Annotated in this window: 15 protein-coding genes and 1 pseudogene; 10 read left to right on the top strand and 6 right to left on the bottom strand. The window is 53.5% G+C overall.

All coding sequences use genetic code 11. From position 1 onward, the window contains the following. The first annotated feature begins 8 nt into the window (after window positions 1-8). The 4 genes from ACKQAD_RS00750 (at window position 9) to ACKQAD_RS00765 (ending at window position 5,080) form a co-directional block, all read left to right on the top strand. Complete coding sequence (locus ACKQAD_RS00750; RefSeq protein ID WP_409158377.1) at window positions 9-1,481, top strand: NAD-dependent succinate-semialdehyde dehydrogenase; 1,473 nt, start codon at window positions 9-11, stop codon at window positions 1,479-1,481. A gap of 351 nt (window positions 1,482-1,832) precedes the next feature. Then, window positions 1,833-2,912, top strand: coding sequence for an ABC transporter substrate-binding protein (locus ACKQAD_RS00755; RefSeq protein ID WP_409158378.1), 1,080 nt, complete (start codon window positions 1,833-1,835; stop codon window positions 2,910-2,912). A 44-nt stretch (window positions 2,913-2,956) separates the two neighbouring features. Then, window positions 2,957-4,225: an ABC transporter permease gene (locus ACKQAD_RS00760; RefSeq protein ID WP_409158379.1), complete on the top strand. Its 1,269-nt coding sequence runs from the start codon at window positions 2,957-2,959 to the stop codon at window positions 4,223-4,225. A gap of 36 nt (window positions 4,226-4,261) precedes the next feature. Further along, window positions 4,262-5,080 (top strand): ABC transporter permease, encoded by an 819-nt coding sequence (locus tag ACKQAD_RS00765; protein WP_319847887.1) that lies wholly within the window; start codon window positions 4,262-4,264, stop codon window positions 5,078-5,080. A gap of 104 nt (window positions 5,081-5,184) precedes the next feature. Here ACKQAD_RS00765 and ACKQAD_RS00770 read toward each other — a convergent pair whose 3' ends face one another. Beyond that, window positions 5,185-5,310 carry a hypothetical protein gene (locus tag ACKQAD_RS00770; RefSeq protein WP_409158380.1) on the bottom strand — a complete coding sequence of 42 codons (126 nt, stop codon included), beginning with the start codon at window positions 5,308-5,310 and terminating at the stop codon, window positions 5,185-5,187. Between the two features lie 266 nt (window positions 5,311-5,576). Between ACKQAD_RS00770 and ACKQAD_RS00775 the strand changes: the two genes are divergently transcribed. From ACKQAD_RS00775 to ACKQAD_RS00785, 3 genes are read left to right on the top strand one after another with little or no spacing between them, the layout of a single operon-like run. Beyond that, window positions 5,577-6,311 (top strand): SDR family NAD(P)-dependent oxidoreductase, encoded by a 735-nt coding sequence (locus ACKQAD_RS00775; protein WP_409158381.1) that lies wholly within the window; start codon window positions 5,577-5,579, stop codon window positions 6,309-6,311. Beyond that, window positions 6,304-7,428 (top strand): phosphotransferase, encoded by a 1,125-nt coding sequence (locus ACKQAD_RS00780; RefSeq protein WP_409158382.1) that lies wholly within the window; start codon window positions 6,304-6,306, stop codon window positions 7,426-7,428. The genes ACKQAD_RS00775 and ACKQAD_RS00780 overlap by 8 nt, the downstream gene beginning before the upstream one ends. Further along, window positions 7,425-8,726 carry an aspartate aminotransferase family protein gene (locus ACKQAD_RS00785; protein ID WP_409158383.1) on the top strand — a complete coding sequence of 434 codons (1,302 nt, stop codon included), beginning with the start codon at window positions 7,425-7,427 and terminating at the stop codon, window positions 8,724-8,726. Before ACKQAD_RS00780 ends, ACKQAD_RS00785 begins: the two co-directional genes overlap by 4 nt. A 17-nt stretch (window positions 8,727-8,743) precedes the next feature. On the opposite strand, the gene ACKQAD_RS00790 is transcribed toward ACKQAD_RS00785, so the two are convergent. The 3 genes from ACKQAD_RS00790 to ACKQAD_RS00800 all read right to left on the bottom strand — a co-directional run bounded on the left by ACKQAD_RS00790 (window position 8,744) and on the right by ACKQAD_RS00800 (window position 11,913). Continuing rightward, window positions 8,744-10,069, bottom strand: a complete 1,326-nt coding sequence (locus ACKQAD_RS00790) for an acid phosphatase (RefSeq protein ID WP_409158384.1) — start codon at window positions 10,067-10,069, stop codon at window positions 8,744-8,746. 262 nt (window positions 10,070-10,331) lie between these two features. Continuing rightward, window positions 10,332-11,225: an EAL domain-containing protein gene (locus ACKQAD_RS00795; RefSeq protein ID WP_409158442.1), complete on the bottom strand. Its 894-nt coding sequence runs from the start codon at window positions 11,223-11,225 to the stop codon at window positions 10,332-10,334. Further along, complete coding sequence (locus tag ACKQAD_RS00800) at window positions 11,128-11,913, bottom strand: CSS-motif domain-containing protein (RefSeq protein WP_409158385.1); 786 nt, start codon at window positions 11,911-11,913, stop codon at window positions 11,128-11,130. Before ACKQAD_RS00800 ends, ACKQAD_RS00795 begins: the two co-directional genes overlap by 98 nt. Before the next feature lie 264 nt (window positions 11,914-12,177). Here ACKQAD_RS00800 and ACKQAD_RS20365 point away from each other — a divergent pair. Continuing rightward, window positions 12,178-12,324, top strand: a pseudogene (locus ACKQAD_RS20365) (type III secretion system major pilin HrpA); the annotation flags it as partial. A gap of 103 nt (window positions 12,325-12,427) precedes the next feature. Here ACKQAD_RS20365 and ACKQAD_RS00810 read toward each other — a convergent pair. After that, window positions 12,428-13,093 carry a GntR family transcriptional regulator gene (locus ACKQAD_RS00810; RefSeq protein ID WP_409158386.1) on the bottom strand — a complete coding sequence of 222 codons (666 nt, stop codon included), beginning with the start codon at window positions 13,091-13,093 and terminating at the stop codon, window positions 12,428-12,430. 673 nt (window positions 13,094-13,766) lie between these two features. Between ACKQAD_RS00810 and ACKQAD_RS00815 the strand changes: the two genes are divergently transcribed. Then, a complete protein-coding gene (locus ACKQAD_RS00815; RefSeq protein ID WP_409158387.1) occupies window positions 13,767-14,888 on the top strand; it encodes an ABC transporter substrate-binding protein in 1,122 nt (373 codons plus the stop codon). A gap of 144 nt (window positions 14,889-15,032) precedes the next feature. Here the strand turns inward: ACKQAD_RS00815 and ACKQAD_RS00820 are convergent, their stop codons facing one another. Beyond that, window positions 15,033-15,209 carry a hypothetical protein gene (locus ACKQAD_RS00820; protein WP_409158388.1) on the bottom strand — a complete coding sequence of 59 codons (177 nt, stop codon included), beginning with the start codon at window positions 15,207-15,209 and terminating at the stop codon, window positions 15,033-15,035. 149 nt (window positions 15,210-15,358) lie between these two features. Here ACKQAD_RS00820 and ACKQAD_RS00825 point away from each other — a divergent pair, with 149 nt between their 5' ends. Continuing rightward, complete coding sequence (locus tag ACKQAD_RS00825; protein ID WP_409158389.1) at window positions 15,359-16,366, top strand: Gfo/Idh/MocA family protein; 1,008 nt, start codon at window positions 15,359-15,361, stop codon at window positions 16,364-16,366. Window positions 16,367-16,378: the final 12 nt, after the last annotated feature.

The following is a 16,378-nucleotide window of genomic DNA, read 5'->3' on the forward strand; positions in this document are numbered from 1 at the left end:
GAGAAGCTATGCAACTGAAATCCTCCATTTCATTGAAACAACAAGCCTTATTCCGCCAGCACTGCCTGATTGATGGCGAGTGGCAAGACAGCCAAAACGGTGAGCGTCTGGATGTGACCAATCCGGCGACGGGCGAGGTGCTGGGGTCGATACCGCTAGTGACAGCGTCACAAACCGAGCAGACGATTGCCGCTGCGGAACAAGCGCTGGTTGAATGGCGTAAGAAGACAGGAAAAGAACGTGCCGCGCTGTTGCAGGCGTGGGCGCGTCTGATTATGGACAATCAGGATGACCTGGCCGAGTTACTGACGGCAGAGCAGGGAAAACCGCTGGCGGAAGCCCGGGGCGAAATCGCCTACGCGACCAGCTTCATTGACTGGTTTGCGGAAGAAGCCAAGCGCATTGAAGGCAGCGTGTTGCAATCGCCGCAGGGACAGCAGCGTTTGCTGGTCATCAAGCAGCCCATCGGCGTGTGTGCGGCGATTACACCGTGGAATTTCCCTGCGGCGATGATCACACGTAAGGTCGGGCCCGCGCTGGCGGCCGGCTGTACGATGATCGTCAAGCCCGCCGAGCAGACGCCGTTTACCGCGCTGGCGCTGGCAGAACTGGCACAGCAGGCCGGTATTCCACGCGGCGTGCTTCAGGTCATCGTTGGCGATGCGCAGTCGGTTGGTAAGTTGCTGTGCGATAGTCCGGTGGTGCGCAAACTGAGCTTTACCGGTTCCACGGAAGTGGGCCGCATCCTGATGGCGCAGAGCGCGTCAACGGTGAAAAAGCTGTCGCTGGAATTGGGTGGCAATGCGCCGTTTATCGTGTTCGATGATGCCGATGTGGATCAGGCGGTGAAGGGCATTCTGGCCTCTAAGTTCCGCAATAGTGGGCAGACCTGCGTCTGCGCCAACCGCATTTATGTGCAGAATGGGATTTACCCGGCGCTGGTCGAACGGCTGATTGAGGAAGTACGCAAGTTAAATGTCGGTGACGGTACTCAGCCAGGTGTGACGCAGGGACCGTTGATTGATGCTGATGCGGTCACCAAAGTCGAGCAGCACATTGCCGACGCGTTATCGCGCGGGGCAACGCTACTGCTGGGGGGGAAACGACACGAACTGGGCGGCACGTTCTTCACCCCAACCATCGTTGGCGACGTGACCCGCGAGATGCTTTTCGCCCGCGAAGAGACGTTCGGGCCTGTTGCGCCGCTGTTCCGCTTTAGCGATGAAGCGGAAGCGATTGCGATGGCGAACGATACCGAATTCGGGCTGGCGGCCTATGTTTACACGCGTGATGCGGTGCGCCAGTGGATAGTGCCGGAAGCGCTGGACTACGGCATGGTCGGTATTAACACTGGCCTGATCTCGAACGAAGTCGCGCCGTTTGGCGGGGTGAAACAGTCTGGTCTGGGGCGAGAAGGTTCGCGCTTTGGTATCGAAGATTATCTGGAAATGAAATACCTCTGCGTCGATCTTTCCCGATAAAATTTTTATCCCGGTCGTCGGTAAAAAACGCACATCGGCAGTCAATGTCGGTGTACGTGCGGAAGACGCGTAATGCGTCTGGGTGGTGCAAACCATTGCGGCTTGCACCATAACAAGGCAAGGGTGGTGACATACCATCAGGCAATAAGACATTACGGTGCACCCCTGATACTTCTCATCGCCGTTCCCACCGCCGTAGTGGAAAAGCATCAATAAAATTTTTGAATTGGCACAATTTATGCTCATATTTTTTGCATGGTTATGATGATACATGATGCATCAAAAGGGCAGAGTGTAAAATTGTGATACGCATTTGACCTTTACGTTGACTACCACTCCAGGAGCAAAAGAATGTCCAGACTCAATACTCTCTCCAAAGCAAAAGGACTGTTCAAGCGTCAGGCGCTGAACAAAATCGCAGCTACTGCTTTTCTGGTGACGATGGCCTGTCAGGCGCAAGCGGAATCCGTCACGGTGATCTCATTTGGCGGTTTGAATAAGGATGCGCAGGATAAGGCATTTTACAAACCGTTCGCCGCCGCGGGCAAAGGCACGGTGGAAGCCGGTGAATATAACGGTGAGATGGCGCGTATCCGGGCGATGGTGGAAACCGGGCAGGTAGGCTGGGACGTGGTGGAAGTCGAAGGCCCAGAGCTGATGCGCGGTTGTAGTGAGGGGCTGTTTGAGCCGCTGGACTGGTCAAAGTTGGGCGATCAATCCCAGTTTGTCAAAGGGGCGGTAACCGAATGCGGCGCGGGGATTTTCCTGTGGTCAACCGTTCTGACCTATAACGCCCAGAAGTTGAAACAGGCACCGAAAAGCTGGGCCGATTTCTGGAATGTGAAAGCGTATCCCGGCAAACGTGCGTTGCGTAAAAGCGCCAAATTTACGCTGGAAATCGCGCTGCTGGCAGATGGCGTGAAGCGTGACGATCTCTACACGGTACTGGCGACGCCGCAAGGGGTTGATCGCGCCTTTAAGAAACTGGATCAAATCAAATCCAATATTCAGTGGTGGGAGTCCGGCGCGCAACCGCTGCAATGGCTGGTGTCGGGCGATGTGGTGATGACCTCTGCGTATAACGGTCGCGTTGCGGCGGCGCAGAAAGAAGGGCATGACTTCAAAATTGTCTGGGCCGACAGCATTTACGATCTGGATAGCTGGGCGATCGTCAAAGGCTCCAAGCATAAGGCGCTGGCAGAACAGTTTATTGCGTTTGCCAACCAGCCGGAAAACCAGAAGGTGTTCGCCGAAAACATTCCTTATGGTCCGACACATGTCAAAACCACCAGTCTGCTGGCCCCTGCTATTGCGGCCAATCTGCCAACGGCTCCAGATAATCTGGCACAGGCTTTGCAAGTAGACACTGAGTTTTGGATCGATCACGGCGAAGAGCTAGAACAACGCTTTAACGCCTGGGCTGCCCAATAAGACCGCAGTGATTGACCGTACGTGTGATGATGGAGAAAGAGCTTATGTCCCAGAGCGATATCGTTACCGCTGCACCGTCTGGTGGAAACGGGGATTATTCGACACTGAAACAGCAATTGTCGATGGCGCAGAAAGCCTATAAGAAACGCTCTCTGCTGTTAATCGCACCACTGTTTCTGTTTATCGTGGTGAGTTTTCTCTTCCCGATCACCTCGATTTTGGGGAAAAGCATCTCTAACCCGGAATTGCGCGACAATATGCCGCAGACCATTGCTGCTATGCGGCAATGGTCGGGCAACAATCTACCGGATGAAGTGGTCTTTCGGGCGCTGGTCGGCGATCTGCGCGAGGCTCGCAGCAGCGGAAAATTAAGCACGATCACAAAACGATTGGGGTATGAAGGGGCGGCGTACCGTACCTTGATTACTCGCACATTGCGTAAGTTACCCGCTGAGGGCAGCAGCGACATACGTGATCAACTGATACGTGAGCAGCCGATGTGGGGGGAACTGGCGACCTGGCAAACGTTCGATCGCGCGGCGCGTCCTTTTACCAGCTATTACCTGCTGGCCGTGTTTGACCATAAAGTTGACGCCACAACGCAGCAGATTGTCCCGCAGCCTGCCGATCAGGCACTGTATGTTGACGTGCTGCTGCGCACGCTGCTGATGGCGGGCGTCGTAACGCTACTGTGTGTGGGGCTAGGGTATCCGCTGGCCTATTGGCTGGCGAAGCAGCCGTCTAACCGCGCGAACCTGTTGCTGATTCTGGTGCTGCTGCCGTTCTGGACATCGCTGATTGTGCGCACCGCGAGCTGGATTGTGCTGTTGCAATCGGGTGGCTTGATCAACCGTTCGCTGATTAGCATCGGTGTTATCGATGAACCACTGGTGCTGGTGTTCAACCGTATCGGCGTCTACATCTCAATGACCCACATCCTGTTGCCGTTCTTCATTCTGCCGCTGTACGCGGTGATGAAAGGCATTTCCCCGAACTACGTGCGGGCGGCCGTCTCGTTGGGAGCGCATCCGTTTATTGCCTTCTGGCGGGTTTATGTGCCGCAAACGTACGCGGGTGTCACGGCGGGGGCGCTGCTGGTCTTCATGATGGCGATTGGCTACTACATTACGCCGGCGTTGCTGGGCGGGCCGAGTGACCAGATGCTGAGCTATTTTGTCGCGTTCTTCACCAATACCACGATGAATTGGGGAATGGCGGCCGCGCTGGGTACGCAACTGCTGATTATCGTGACGCTGCTGTATGTCGTGTACATCCGCGTGACGCGCACGAATGCGGAAGCGGCGGCGCACTAAGCACGATGTTTGTAAACTTATACTGGGAGATAACCAATGAGACAGCAGGGTGAAGTGGTGATCCGCCTGTGGAACACGTTCTTTAATTTCTACGGGGCAGCGATGCTGTTGTTTTTGATCGTCCCTGTGCTAGTGATTGTTCCGCTCTCATTTAATGCCGGTTCGTTTCTGAGTTACCCGCTAACGGGATTTTCCCTGCGCTGGTATCGTGAGTTTTTCAACTCCAGCGAATGGCTGGGCGCGTTGGGCAACAGCCTGCTGATTGCTCCGCTGGCTACGCTGCTGGCGACGGTGCTCGGTGTGCTGGCCTCAGTTGGGCTGGTACGTGGTGAGTTTCGCGGTAAATCGTTGGTGATGGCGGTACTGATTTCACCGATGATTGCGCCAGTGGTGATTGTCGCGGTAGGGATGTTTTTCTTCTTCGCCAAGCTATCGCTGCTGAACAGCTATCTGGGTCTGGTATTGGCACATGCGATGTTGGGCGTGCCGTTCGTGGTGATTACGGTCACGGCGGTATTGAAGAACTACGATCACAACCTGACGCGAGCCGCAGCCAGTCTGGGTGCCTCTCCGCTGCTGGCTTTTCGCAAGGTGACATTTCCGCTGATTGCGCCCGGCGTGTTCTCGGGGGCGCTCTTTGCCTTCGCGACGTCGTTTGATGAGGTGATCGTCACGCTGTTCCTTGCCAGTCCGCGCCAGCGAACACTGCCGCTACAGATGTTTGCCGGCATCCGTGAGAACCTCGACCCGACGATCGCCGCTGCCGCCACCATGATGGTGGGGGCTGCACTCATCCTGCTGATCGTAATGGAAATCCTGCGCCGCCGCTCGGAGCGGCTACGGAGTGGGAGCTAATCAGTGTCAGAGTTATGTTTCGTGCGCGTTGATATTTGCATGCCGTTTCTTATCGTCATTAATGTAAGGTGCAAGTGAGAGCAGTTGTTATCCGGCGTAAGAAATTATGCTGAGGAGGTAGCAGGCTTAGGATGAGCGGCATGGATGCCGCGACCGCTTGCGCCACGTAGGGAACGTGTCGCAAGCGGTCCGTTAAGCCAGATACCGACGAAGGCATCGCGCAGCGACATAATTAGCGCCGAAAAGCCAGGGTTCGCAGGGCGACGGCGATTGAGCCGCCCTGCGTCGGGCGCGTGCTACGAGGTAGCATGAAATAACAGTACTGTAGCGCACGAAACGCGCTCTGATTCGGCATAAAAGTGTGTTTAAGAGCGCATTTCGCCACGAGAAAAGACCGGTTTTCGCTGAAATTTTCTTCAGCTTTTTTTAAAACCAAAATCATGATGCATCAAACACCATTTTGATGGTCGTGTACAAAAGGCTCAGGAGGTTCGGTATGACAGCACAAAAAACACTCTTGCTGACCGGCGCCAGCCGGGGAATCGGGCATGCCACCGTTAAGCATTTCCACGCAGCGGGGTGGCGGATTTTTACCGCGTCGCGTCAGAACTGGGCAGAAGAGTGCCCATGGGTGGAAAAACTGCTCAATCACATTCATCTCGATTTGGAAGATATCGACAGCCTGCAACAGACATTGCCGTTGATTAAGGAAAAGCTGGGAGGGCGGTTGGATGCATTGGTGGATAACGCAGGGATTTCACCCAAAAGCGCAGGTGGGCAGCGTCTGGGCGTTCGCGATACGGACTACGCGACCTGGCTGCGTGTCTTCAATGTGAATCTGTTTTCCTGTGCGCTGCTGGCAAAGGGTTTGTTCGATGAACTCAAGGCATCACAGGGGTGCGTGATTAATGTGACCTCGATTGCCGGATTACGGGTTCATCCTTTTGCCGGTGTCGCTTATGCCACGTCAAAAGCGGCGCTGTCCGCATTGACGCGAGAAATGGCATTTGATTTTGGTCCGCACGGCGTTCGCGTGAATGCGATTGCGCCAGGAGAAATCGAAACCTCGATCCTGTCCCCCGGCACGGACGACATCATTGAACGGCAGGTGCCGATGCAGCGCTTAGGTAAGCCCGAAGAAGTCGCCAGCCTAATCTATTTTCTCTGCACATCCGGTGCCTCTTATGTCAACGGTGCGGAAATCCACATCAACGGAGGGCAACATGTCTGACGGACGAGCCAGCGTACTTTTCCCTTCATACCCGCCTTCGGCGTCCAATCAGCCGGTGTTTGCCGAGACGGTATCGCACGACGATGAACTGATGACGCACAGTGTACCACAGGTATCCTGTCCACAGGCGCTGGCGATTGCGCAGCAAGAATATGGCTTGTCCGGGCAGGTGACGCTGTTACAGGGCGAGCGTGACATGAATTTTTGTCTGACGGTGACGCCAGATGAGCGCTATATGCTGAAGGTGATCAACGCGGCGGAGCCTGCCGACGTCAGCGATTTCCAGACTGCGCTGTTGCTGCACCTTGCACAACAGGCACCTGAACTGCCTGTACCGCGAATCCAGCCGACAACATTGGGTCTGCCGGAAACCTGTGTTGAGATGGGGGGCGAGCAGTTGCGCGTGCGGCTGGTGAGCTATCTGGCTGGTACGCCGCAGCACCTGACCGCGCCTTCAACGGCATTGATGCCGCAGTTGGGAAGCACGCTGGCGCAGTTGGACAAGGCGCTGCACGGCTTTACGCATCCGGCGGCGAACCGTTCTCTGCTGTGGGATATCAGCCGCGCAGAGCAGGTGCGTCCTTACCTTGATTTCATTTCTGAGCGGCAACAGCACCAGCATCTTCTACGTATTTTTGACCGCTATGACAGTCGTGTCGCCCCCGTATTGACGACGTTGCGACGCCAGGTCATTCATAACGATCTGAATCCGCATAATGTGCTGGTAGATGGTGCATCACTGACACGAGTGAGCGGCATTATCGATTTTGGCGATGCCATATTTGCCCCGTTAATCTGCGAAGTGGCGACGGCGCTGGCGTATCAAATTGGCGAAGGGGCGGATCTGCTGGAACAGGTGGTGCCGTTTATTGCTGCGTACCATCAACATAGTCCGTTAGTACCGGAGGAGATCGCACTGCTGCCGGATCTGATTGCGACCCGCATGGCGCTCACGCTGACCATCGCGCAGTGGCGTGCACTACGTTACCCCGACAATCGGGAATATCTGCTGCGTAATGTACCGCGCTGCTGGCACAGTTTGCAGCGCATCGCGACTTATTCCCATGCTCAATTTGTGACTCGCTTACAGCAGGTTTGCCCGGAGGATGTGCGATGAATCAGAGCGAAATCACGTCTGAAATGACTGCGACAGAAGCGTTGCTGACGCGCCGTCAGCGGGTATTGGGCAGCGGTTACCGCCTGTTTTATGAAGAACCGCTGCATGTTGCACGCGGAGAGGGCGTGTGGCTGTTTGATCATCAGGGGCGGCGCTATTTGGATGTTTACAATAATGTGGCCTCAGTAGGACATTGCCACCCGGCGGTGGTTGAGGCGATAGCGCAACAAAGCGCTCAGCTCAACACCCACACGCGCTACCTGCACGCTGCAATTGTCGATTTTGCGGAAGATCTGCTGAGCGAATTTCCCGCAGAGTTGAACAACGTGATGCTGACCTGTACCGGCAGTGAGGCCAACGATCTGGCGTTGCGTATTGCCCGACATACCACAGGGGGCACAGGCGTATTGATCACACGCTGGGCGTATCATGGCGTCACCAGCGCGCTGGCGGAGCTGTCGCCGTCGTTGGGCGATGGCGTGGCGCGCGGTAGCCATGTGAAGCTGATCGATGCACCGGATACCTATCGCCAGCCCGGCGCATTTCTTACCAGTATTCGTGACGCGCTGGCACAGATGCAGCAGGAAGGCATTCGTCCCGCCGCACTGCTAGTGGATACCATTTTTTCCAGCGATGGCGTGTTCTGCGCGCCGGAAGGCGAAATGGCGCAGGCGGCGGCTATGATTCGTCAGGCGGGCGGGTTGTTTATCGCGGATGAAGTGCAGTCGGGCTTTGGCCGCACCGGGGAGTCGATGTGGGGGTTTGCGCGTCATGGCGTTATCCCTGATCTGGTGAGTCTGGGGAAACCGATGGGTAACGGGCATCCTATTGCCGGGTTGGTTGGACGTTCAGCACGGTTCGATGCCTTCGGAAGGGATGTGCGCTATTTCAATACCTTCGGCGGTAATCCGGTGTCCTGCCAGGCGGCGCATGCCGTGCTGCGGGTGATTCGTGAAGAGCAGTTGCAGCAGAATGCCCAGCGGGTCGGTGAATATCTGCGGCAGGGATTGCAGCAGCTCGCGCAGGATTTCCCACTGATTGGTGATATTCGGGCTTACGGTCTGTTTATCGGTGTAGAACTGGTCAGCGACCATGAAAGCAAAGCGCCAGTAAAGGAATCCGCATTGCAGGTGGTGAATGCCATGCGCCAGCGCGGCGTGCTGATCAGCGCGACGGGGCCCGCGGCGAACGTGCTGAAAATTCGTCCGCCGCTGGTGTTTCAGGAAGAACACGCTGATGTGTTTTTAACCACGCTGAGTGATGTATTGATGGAAATCAGCCCCCGTAGGCAGGAATAACCTGTCGTAGGGGAACGTTAACGGTGTTGAGCCAATTGTGCGGCGTCATGAAGGTTGAGGCGCTGCCAGAAATTCTGCGTGCCTTTATCGCCCGGCGAGCCGGAAAGCGGGTAGCCGTCCGCCAGTGCGGTTTTCACCATCAGGTTTTTGCGTTGTGCCGCGGAAAGACGAGGAAACACGGGTTCGAGCAGGACTTCCGCACCTTCCGGAACGCTAACCGGAGACGCTGCACCTGGTTGTGCGGGCAGGTCGTACGTCATCGTGTAGCGATAAAACGTCTTCATTTCCGGTGCGGCGTAGGGGTCATCCTGCGGCGCGCTCTTCGCGCAGTCGCTCAACGTTGTGCCACAGGCTTTCTCTAACGCGTTGCGTAACTCTGTCTTCGCCTGTTCAAACAGCCGACGGTACTGTGGATCGTTGAGGTAATGCGCTACGTTGCGCTCGACAATCATCCGCGAGCCGATCACGTCTAATGGATAATGCACACCCAACACGATGCGTGAATAGCCGTAACGCGCACCACGATCAATCAGCGGGACGAAGCGTTCAGGGATCATTTCTGCTAACAGCAGCGCATCGGTGTAACCCGTATTTGTGTGTCCGCTCGGAAACGCACCGCCGGAAGCGGTATAGGGTTTATTATCGCCAATTACAGCGGTATCCGGCACCAGATGGATGGTGTTATTCGGCTGTAGGAAAGGGCGAGGGTAGTCGAAATGCTGTTTAGCGGCGGACGTACTGACGGCAGATAACTTGAGTAAGGCGGCGGCCTTGCGTATTTCACCGTGATCATACGCATTGAGGAAGATTTTGCCCAACCGAGGGCCTAATGCATCAGCCAGATAGTAGAGATACCCTTGACCTTCTGCATCCACGAGAGCCTGTTCGCGCTGCCCTGTGGTGGCTTCGCGATTAATGTGCGTCACGATAGCTGTGTTTTGCTGCAATACCTCAGCAGAAAGGTGTGAGAAAGACTCCAGCAAAGCAATACCGGCCTGCTGGTTGGCTTTCACGGCAAAGTCATAACCGCTGTTGTTGAGCCAGTCGATGTCCGCCATTTGTGGCGTTTCTTTTGCCTGCTCCAACTGTGCCCGGGTAATCTTCGGTGCATCACCCTGGATTGCCTTGCGCAGCGCAGCCTGAATGGATTGTTCCAATTCAACAACGCGAGAGCTATGACTAGCCTGCGTGGTGGTATCGACAAGGGTGCTGATACTTGCGTTATCTGGCTGAGACGGTGCAGCCACGCCATAGAGGGGAAGCAGAAAAAGGCCAGCAGCAGGCAGCAGCCTGAGCGCAGGAAATACTTTAGTCGCGGGTAGCGGCATAGAGCGATAACGCATGGTGGCATCCTTAATTGAGAGTATAAACGTGTGTTGGTATAGAAGCAGGCTAGGCGCTGATTGTGATAGTAATGTTTCAGGATATATTTTGAGATACTTATCAACGCATTATCATGATTTGTGATGTTTGGTGATGCGGCATCCTGTAGGGCTGACGAATCCCCAGAGAAGGAGACAGGTATAGGGTTTGATGATCTACTGATTGCGCGAACCCATTCAATGAGATCACCCTATGCCTGTTGGCGGAGCGCGTGATTACTCGCTACACCGTTTCTATCGGCGGGCACGGATAGTTATGGATATCCGGTAGATCGTGTAACGCTACCGCCTTACTGAAATACCATCCTTGCATAATCGCCGAAGGGCATTGTTGCAGGATGTAGGCGGCTTGTTCGCGAGTTTCTACCCCTTCGATGATTACCGGGACGTCCAGTTTTTTGATGAGGGAAAATAGCAAATCCGCCATGGCGGCATTAACCGAGTCTGTGCCGATGGCGCCGACAAAAATCTTGTCGATTTTGATCATATCGAACGGTAAGTGGCTCAGGTAATCAAGGTTGGAATAGCCCGTGCCGAAATCATCGAGTGCGACCTTATAGCCCGAGCGTCGCAGGGCTTCAAGGCCGTTTGCCAGTGTTTTATGTGAAGTGCTCGACCGCTCGGTGAGTTCTAGCATGATGCGCGTTTTATCGATCGCCAATTCGTCACATATTTGTTGTAGGAAGCGATGATAATCGGGCGAAACAATGTCGGAGACGGATAAATTAATGCTAAGCAGAAAGGGCCTTTCCTGTGTGAGTGTGAGGTACGGTTGCATGTCACACAGCGCCTGGCGCGTGATGAGGCGAGTAAGTTCGGCTGAATAGCCCATTTTTTCAGCGATGCCGATGAAAAGCTCTGGTGAGACGTTATCACCACACTCATTCTTCCAGCGAGCCAGCGCTTCTACGCCAATAATAGCGCGCTGTGGCAGGCTGATCAGCGGCTGGTAATGTACATGCAGTCGTTGATGTTTGATCGCGCGTTTTAGCTGTGATGATAAGGCTTTATGCCGATCGTCATAGAGCTGATAGGACAGGGTAAAACTGGCACCGATGAGCGCTCCGACAAAAAACAGGGCAGTGATGATATACCAGGTACAGTATACCCGCGGAATCCAACTGCGCCAGGACGCAGATATTCCGGTGTGGCGCACAAAAAAACGTCTGGCGTTTTCCCATGGTCAGCCACGCGTTATCGTGTTGCCGAGTCTGTTTAAATGCTGGCAGGTCGATGTCGCCAAAGGTCCGATAGACATGATTCAGATTACGCGTGAGTAGCATCGCGCTGTGTTCGGCTGGCGGATGAATGAAACGGCGAAATGCAGCGGCAGCGGTGATCGTGACAATATCGTTGAGGCTTAGCATATCTGCGGTAATACGTGGATCAACCACGTCTTTCATTGCGGTCCACAACTGTATGCCCTCGGGCGTCGTCAGGTTTGGCGGCAGCAGATAAATCGGTGGATTGAGGATACCCCAACCCGCGGAACAGATGAAATAGTTGTCTTTGATACGCCCGATATCGCGCAGATACACGGAGTAGAAGGAAATCAGGCGTAACTCTTTCAGGTCTGCGGTGGAACAGGGGGGGTTGTTCAGTGTTAGCACCCGGTTGATGGTTTCCCGGCTTTCATTCGCGACAGCGATGCCCTGATCGAGCACCTCCTGGCTATATTGCTGCAACTGTGTTTGTTCCAGCCTGGCTAAAATGCCTTGCCCAATAAACAGCGCCAGCAACGCGCTGGCAAACGAAATAAAAACAAGTCTGAACCACAATCCGGTGTTAGTAGTTAAGTTGAGCATAGCGACCATTTGGCAGCGTGACGGGAACAGTGCGGCATAGGTTCAGATATCGCCTCCTTGCCAGTTACATAGCGTAAAGCGTGCAAATCAGAAACAACATACGGCCTTTCGGTCATAACGCTTTTTATTATTTTAAAAGAAAACCTACGATAACTAACGGTCGGAAACACAGCGAAAAATAGGCTAGTTCTTCCCCTCGCCGTGGTCTTAGCGAAAGAATCTCCTTTCTGCGGGAACTCTCTGACCTGCTCTACCACTTAATGAATGAACAATCAGAATCTGGATATCGCGATGGCTGATTCTCTGACGCGTGTAGCGGGCGCCCAGGCACAGAGAATTGCGCTGGATACGGAAAACGCGATTCTGGATGGTCAGATGGATTACACATCCAACTCACTTAACACCGGGCAGAGCGGCGAAAACCCGTGGTTATCAGTCAGGAAAAGAAACCCGACTGCTGATTCGCGGTTTATTACCTCGTCTCATGGCGGTCTAACGCGATTGAGCTATTGATCTATTGATCTATAGCAATAAAGTCCAGCATCGTTTCGCTACCGTCCAGAATGTCAGATTGGATGGCTTGCCGAGCGGCACTGGCATCGCGCTGCTGTAGCGCGGCAAGGACGTCTTCGTGATGTTCGATCGCCATCTGCACGGAAAAATGCGCATAGGCTTGAGCAATCAGCGGGCCTGTGCGCATCCACAAACTGCCGATAAACTGCGTCAACAGTGGCATACGCGCCGCCTGTGCCAGAAACAGGTGAAATTCGCTATTTAACCGCAGGGCTTCGCGTAGATTTTTCTCGTCAATCGCCAGACGATTCTGGCGAATATTTTCTTCAATCTGTTCCAGCATCTTCGGCGTAATGTGTGCGGCCGCCCGTTCAGCGCCCGTGCCTTCCAGCGCCAGCCGCAATGTACGGATTTCGATAAACTGGGCTTCGGTCAATTGGGGGACACGGATATCGCGTGGCGTCTTGAGCACCAGCGCCTGCTCTTTCGCCAGTTGCAGGATCGCATCTCGTACCGGTGTGACGCTGGTGCCAACCTGTGCGGCAAGCTCCCGTATTCTCAGGCGGTCGTCCGGTTTGAGTTGACCAGTAATTAGCGCCTCACGCAGCATGGTATAAACGCTGGAGCCCAGGTAGCTGTGATTGATCTGCCCGATTGGATAATTCACTGTTCCCCCAAAGAGAAGCGCTGCGCAACGTGGTGAGACAAACATGCGTAATGCCGCAATGACCTGCGGCGCTGAAGCGCTAATATACAATATGATGCATCAACGATGCTATGGGGGGAGGCGTCTCTTGGGTGGAATCGACAAGAAAAGGTCATGAAATACGCAGTATTATTTACAGGGTCGGGGCGCTTACAACCTACTTTTACACAGCGGGAAGAACGGCACCTTGTAAGCCAATATTCTCATTTTGGTATAGTGAAAAATAACATTATTTAAATTTAAATCTTTTCATAAGGTAAGTAATACCGTTCTATCTCCTCTCATTTTTAATCTATCCCCGTAGAATCTGTACGCTGCATATAATAACTCCCTGTTTATCCATTCAATATTTTTAACTATATTGTTCGCTTTTTCTTCGTATGTGTTTTTATTGAATCCTGTAAACTTAAGGCTAAAATTCCTAATGGAAGCAGGGGAATTAACCTCGAACGAGAAATATAGAGACGAAGGTTCATACGTTTATATTCTGATTTTATTTTTGACGATCCCCTATCGTCGATCCAATCCTGCGCGTCGCTTATTCGCGATCCGCTGGTCACACCGTTGCCGTTTTAACGGCGGGTAGTTGTCGTTTTTCGGTACGAGTTTTATTCATTAAGTGAAGGAAATCACAATGCAATACACTGGGAAGTACCTGAAGAAAACAGTGCTGATGTTGGCTATGATGGCTGGGGTCAGTGTCGGACAAAGTCAGGCGGCCGTAGAACTTGAGACGCGCTCGTTGGATCAAATCTATAAGAGTGCGTTGAGAGAAGGCGGGACGGTCACCGTTTACGCCGGTGGTGACGTGCAATCGCAGCAGGCTCGTTTCAAGCAGGAATTTGAGAAGCGTTTTCCTGGCATAAAGTTGAACGTGATTGTCGATTACAGCAAATACCATGACGCCCGTATTGATAACCAACTGGCGACCGATACTCTGATTCCTGACGTGGTGCAACTGCAAACGGTGCAGGATTTCCCGCGCTGGAAAAAGGAAGGCGTGTTGCTGAATTACAAACCACGCGGCTGGGACAAGATTTACCCGGAGTTTCGTGATGCAGACGGCGCGTGGATCGGTGCTTATGTCATCGCGTTCAGCAATCTGGTCAATACCCAACTTCTGGATGAAAAATCTTGGCCGCGCGAAGCCAATGACTACCTTCGTCCGAATCTGAGAGGCAATTTGATTCTGGCCTATCCTAACGACGACGATGCGGTGCTGTTCTGGTACAAGCAGGTCGTGGACAAATACGGCTGGGATTTTGTTAAAAAATTGCAGGAGCAAGATCCTGTCTACGTGCGCGGCACCCATGTGCCCGGTGCTGAAATCGCGACAGGAAAATACAGCGCGACGTTTACCAGCTCCGGTGCGCTCGTTCCGGCTGCGGATTCCGTAACCCGCTTTGTTCTGCCTGAGTCCGATCCTTTTGTGTCCTGGGCTCAGCGTGCCGCTATTTTCAAAAAGGCTAAACATCCGGAAAGTGCCAAGCTGTACCTGAGCTGGCTGCTGGATCCGCAAACACAGACTCAGGTCTCGCGCATGTGGTCGGTGCGTACTGACGTTGCGCCGCCAGAAGGCTACAAACCTATCTGGGAATACCGTAATACTCGACCACAGGCGTTTGCTGATTTTATGTATGATCGCGGTGCGGTCGAGCGCTTTCGCGCACAGATGAGCCTGTATGTTGGTGAAGCAAAAGGCGAGCCCACACCGGGCTGGCTTGGCGTGCACCCAGAGGTGCCTCTGGTTAACTAACGTTTGAAATTATTGAGTCAACTTATGCTGGTTACGTTAATCGTAGCCAGCGATGGTATCTAGCTGTAACGATAATTCATCCCGAGATTGGAACAGTTCAATATCCCTAAACCGCGCTGATACGCTAGCTTAAATTTCAAAACATTAGATTTCAAAACCAGGAGCGACTTCTTTTACCGGCTTCTTACACACTTCGGGCTTGGGTTGATTAGCCGAGAGGTTTTTACAGTCAGGCGCAAAGGGATTCAACGCATCGCGATTCAGATAGAGCACAAATAGGATCAGAATGATGAGGGGGATCAGAATACGTTTTCTTTTCATGGGGATCTTTCGTCGGTTGCGCTGCAAAAAATGTGAATATGTTAAAGAAACAGAGGAAATTCTACCGCCTTACACGGCTTTTGTCTTTAGCCAGCTCGGTTTCAACTTTATTGTAGTGGTTTGGTATGGTGATATCGGCAGAGGTGAAGATGAAAAAGATTCGATTTGCAGCAATTGGGTTAGCGCACAACCACATTTATGACATGTGTCGGCAACTGGTTGATGCAGGAGCGGAACTGGTCGGCGTGTTCGAATCCGATCCGCATAATCGGGCAAAATTCCTCTCGTTTTTTCCTTCCGTTCCTTTTGCTGATTCTACGGAGCAACTGATTGCCGACGCGTCTATCGATCTTATTGCCTGTGCGGTAATTCCCTGTGACCGAGCCGAACTGGCGCTGCGCACGTTGGATGCAGGCAAAGATTTCTTGACCGCCAAACCACCGTTGACCACGCGGGAGCAGTTGGATGCCGTCCAGCATCGGGTCGCGGAAACGGGCCGCAAGTTTGCCGTGTATTTTAATGAGCGAATCAATGTGGATAGCGCGCTGTTTGCCGGTGAACTGGTGCAACAAGGTGAGATCGGTCGAGTGATTCAGACGATCGGCGTTGGTCCACATCGTGAACGCGGCGCACGGCCTGACTGGTTTTATCAAAAGCGTCAGTACGGCGGGATTCTCTGCGATATCGGTATCCACCAGATCGAACAGTTTCTCTATTTTACCGACAATACCGGCGCACGAGTGGTTGCCAGCCAAACGGCGAATTACCATCATCCGCATCAGCCAGAATTTGAGGATTTTGGTGATGCGATGCTGCTGGGTGATAATGGGGCAACGGGCTATTTTCGCTGTGACTGGTTCACGCCAGATGGCTTGAGCGTGTGGGGCGACGGACGCCTGACGATACTGGGGACGGAAGGCTATATCGAAATCAGAAAATATGTCGATCTGACGCGCCGCGAAAGCAACGTCGTTTATCTGGTGAATAGCAAGGGTGAACAGCGCTTTACCCCCGCAGGACACGTTGAACGAACCTTCTTCCGGGATTTTCTTCGTGACTGCCGTGAGCGCACCGAGCTGGCGATGCCGCAAGCGCATATCTTTAAGGCGGCGGAATTGTCGATTATGGCGCAGCAGGCCGCGAAGAAAATTGCCTGAGAGAAACATTAT

This window comes from Pectobacterium artocarpous (assembly GCF_046159765.1).
Lineage (GTDB): Bacteria > Pseudomonadota > Gammaproteobacteria > Enterobacterales > Enterobacteriaceae > Pectobacterium.

Coding starts and splice junctions, on each gene's coding strand:
- ACKQAD_RS00750 (WP_409158377.1), top strand. CDS start 9: ATGCAACTGAAATCCTCCATTTCATTGAAACAACAAGCCTTATTCCGC.
- ACKQAD_RS00755 (WP_409158378.1), top strand. CDS start 1,833: ATGTCCAGACTCAATACTCTCTCCAAAGCAAAAGGACTGTTCAAGCGT.
- ACKQAD_RS00760 (WP_409158379.1), top strand. CDS start 2,957: ATGTCCCAGAGCGATATCGTTACCGCTGCACCGTCTGGTGGAAACGGG.
- ACKQAD_RS00765 (WP_319847887.1), top strand. CDS start 4,262: ATGAGACAGCAGGGTGAAGTGGTGATCCGCCTGTGGAACACGTTCTTT.
- ACKQAD_RS00770 (WP_409158380.1), bottom strand. CDS start 5,310: ATGTCGCTGCGCGATGCCTTCGTCGGTATCTGGCTTAACGGACCGCTT.
- ACKQAD_RS00775 (WP_409158381.1), top strand. CDS start 5,577: ATGACAGCACAAAAAACACTCTTGCTGACCGGCGCCAGCCGGGGAATC.
- ACKQAD_RS00780 (WP_409158382.1), top strand. CDS start 6,304: ATGTCTGACGGACGAGCCAGCGTACTTTTCCCTTCATACCCGCCTTCG.
- ACKQAD_RS00785 (WP_409158383.1), top strand. CDS start 7,425: ATGAATCAGAGCGAAATCACGTCTGAAATGACTGCGACAGAAGCGTTG.
- ACKQAD_RS00790 (WP_409158384.1), bottom strand. CDS start 10,069: ATGCGTTATCGCTCTATGCCGCTACCCGCGACTAAAGTATTTCCTGCG.
- ACKQAD_RS00800 (WP_409158385.1), bottom strand. CDS start 11,913: ATGCTCAACTTAACTACTAACACCGGATTGTGGTTCAGACTTGTTTTT.
- ACKQAD_RS00815 (WP_409158387.1), top strand. CDS start 13,767: ATGCAATACACTGGGAAGTACCTGAAGAAAACAGTGCTGATGTTGGCT.
- ACKQAD_RS00820 (WP_409158388.1), bottom strand. CDS start 15,209: ATGAAAAGAAAACGTATTCTGATCCCCCTCATCATTCTGATCCTATTT.
- ACKQAD_RS00825 (WP_409158389.1), top strand. CDS start 15,359: ATGAAAAAGATTCGATTTGCAGCAATTGGGTTAGCGCACAACCACATT.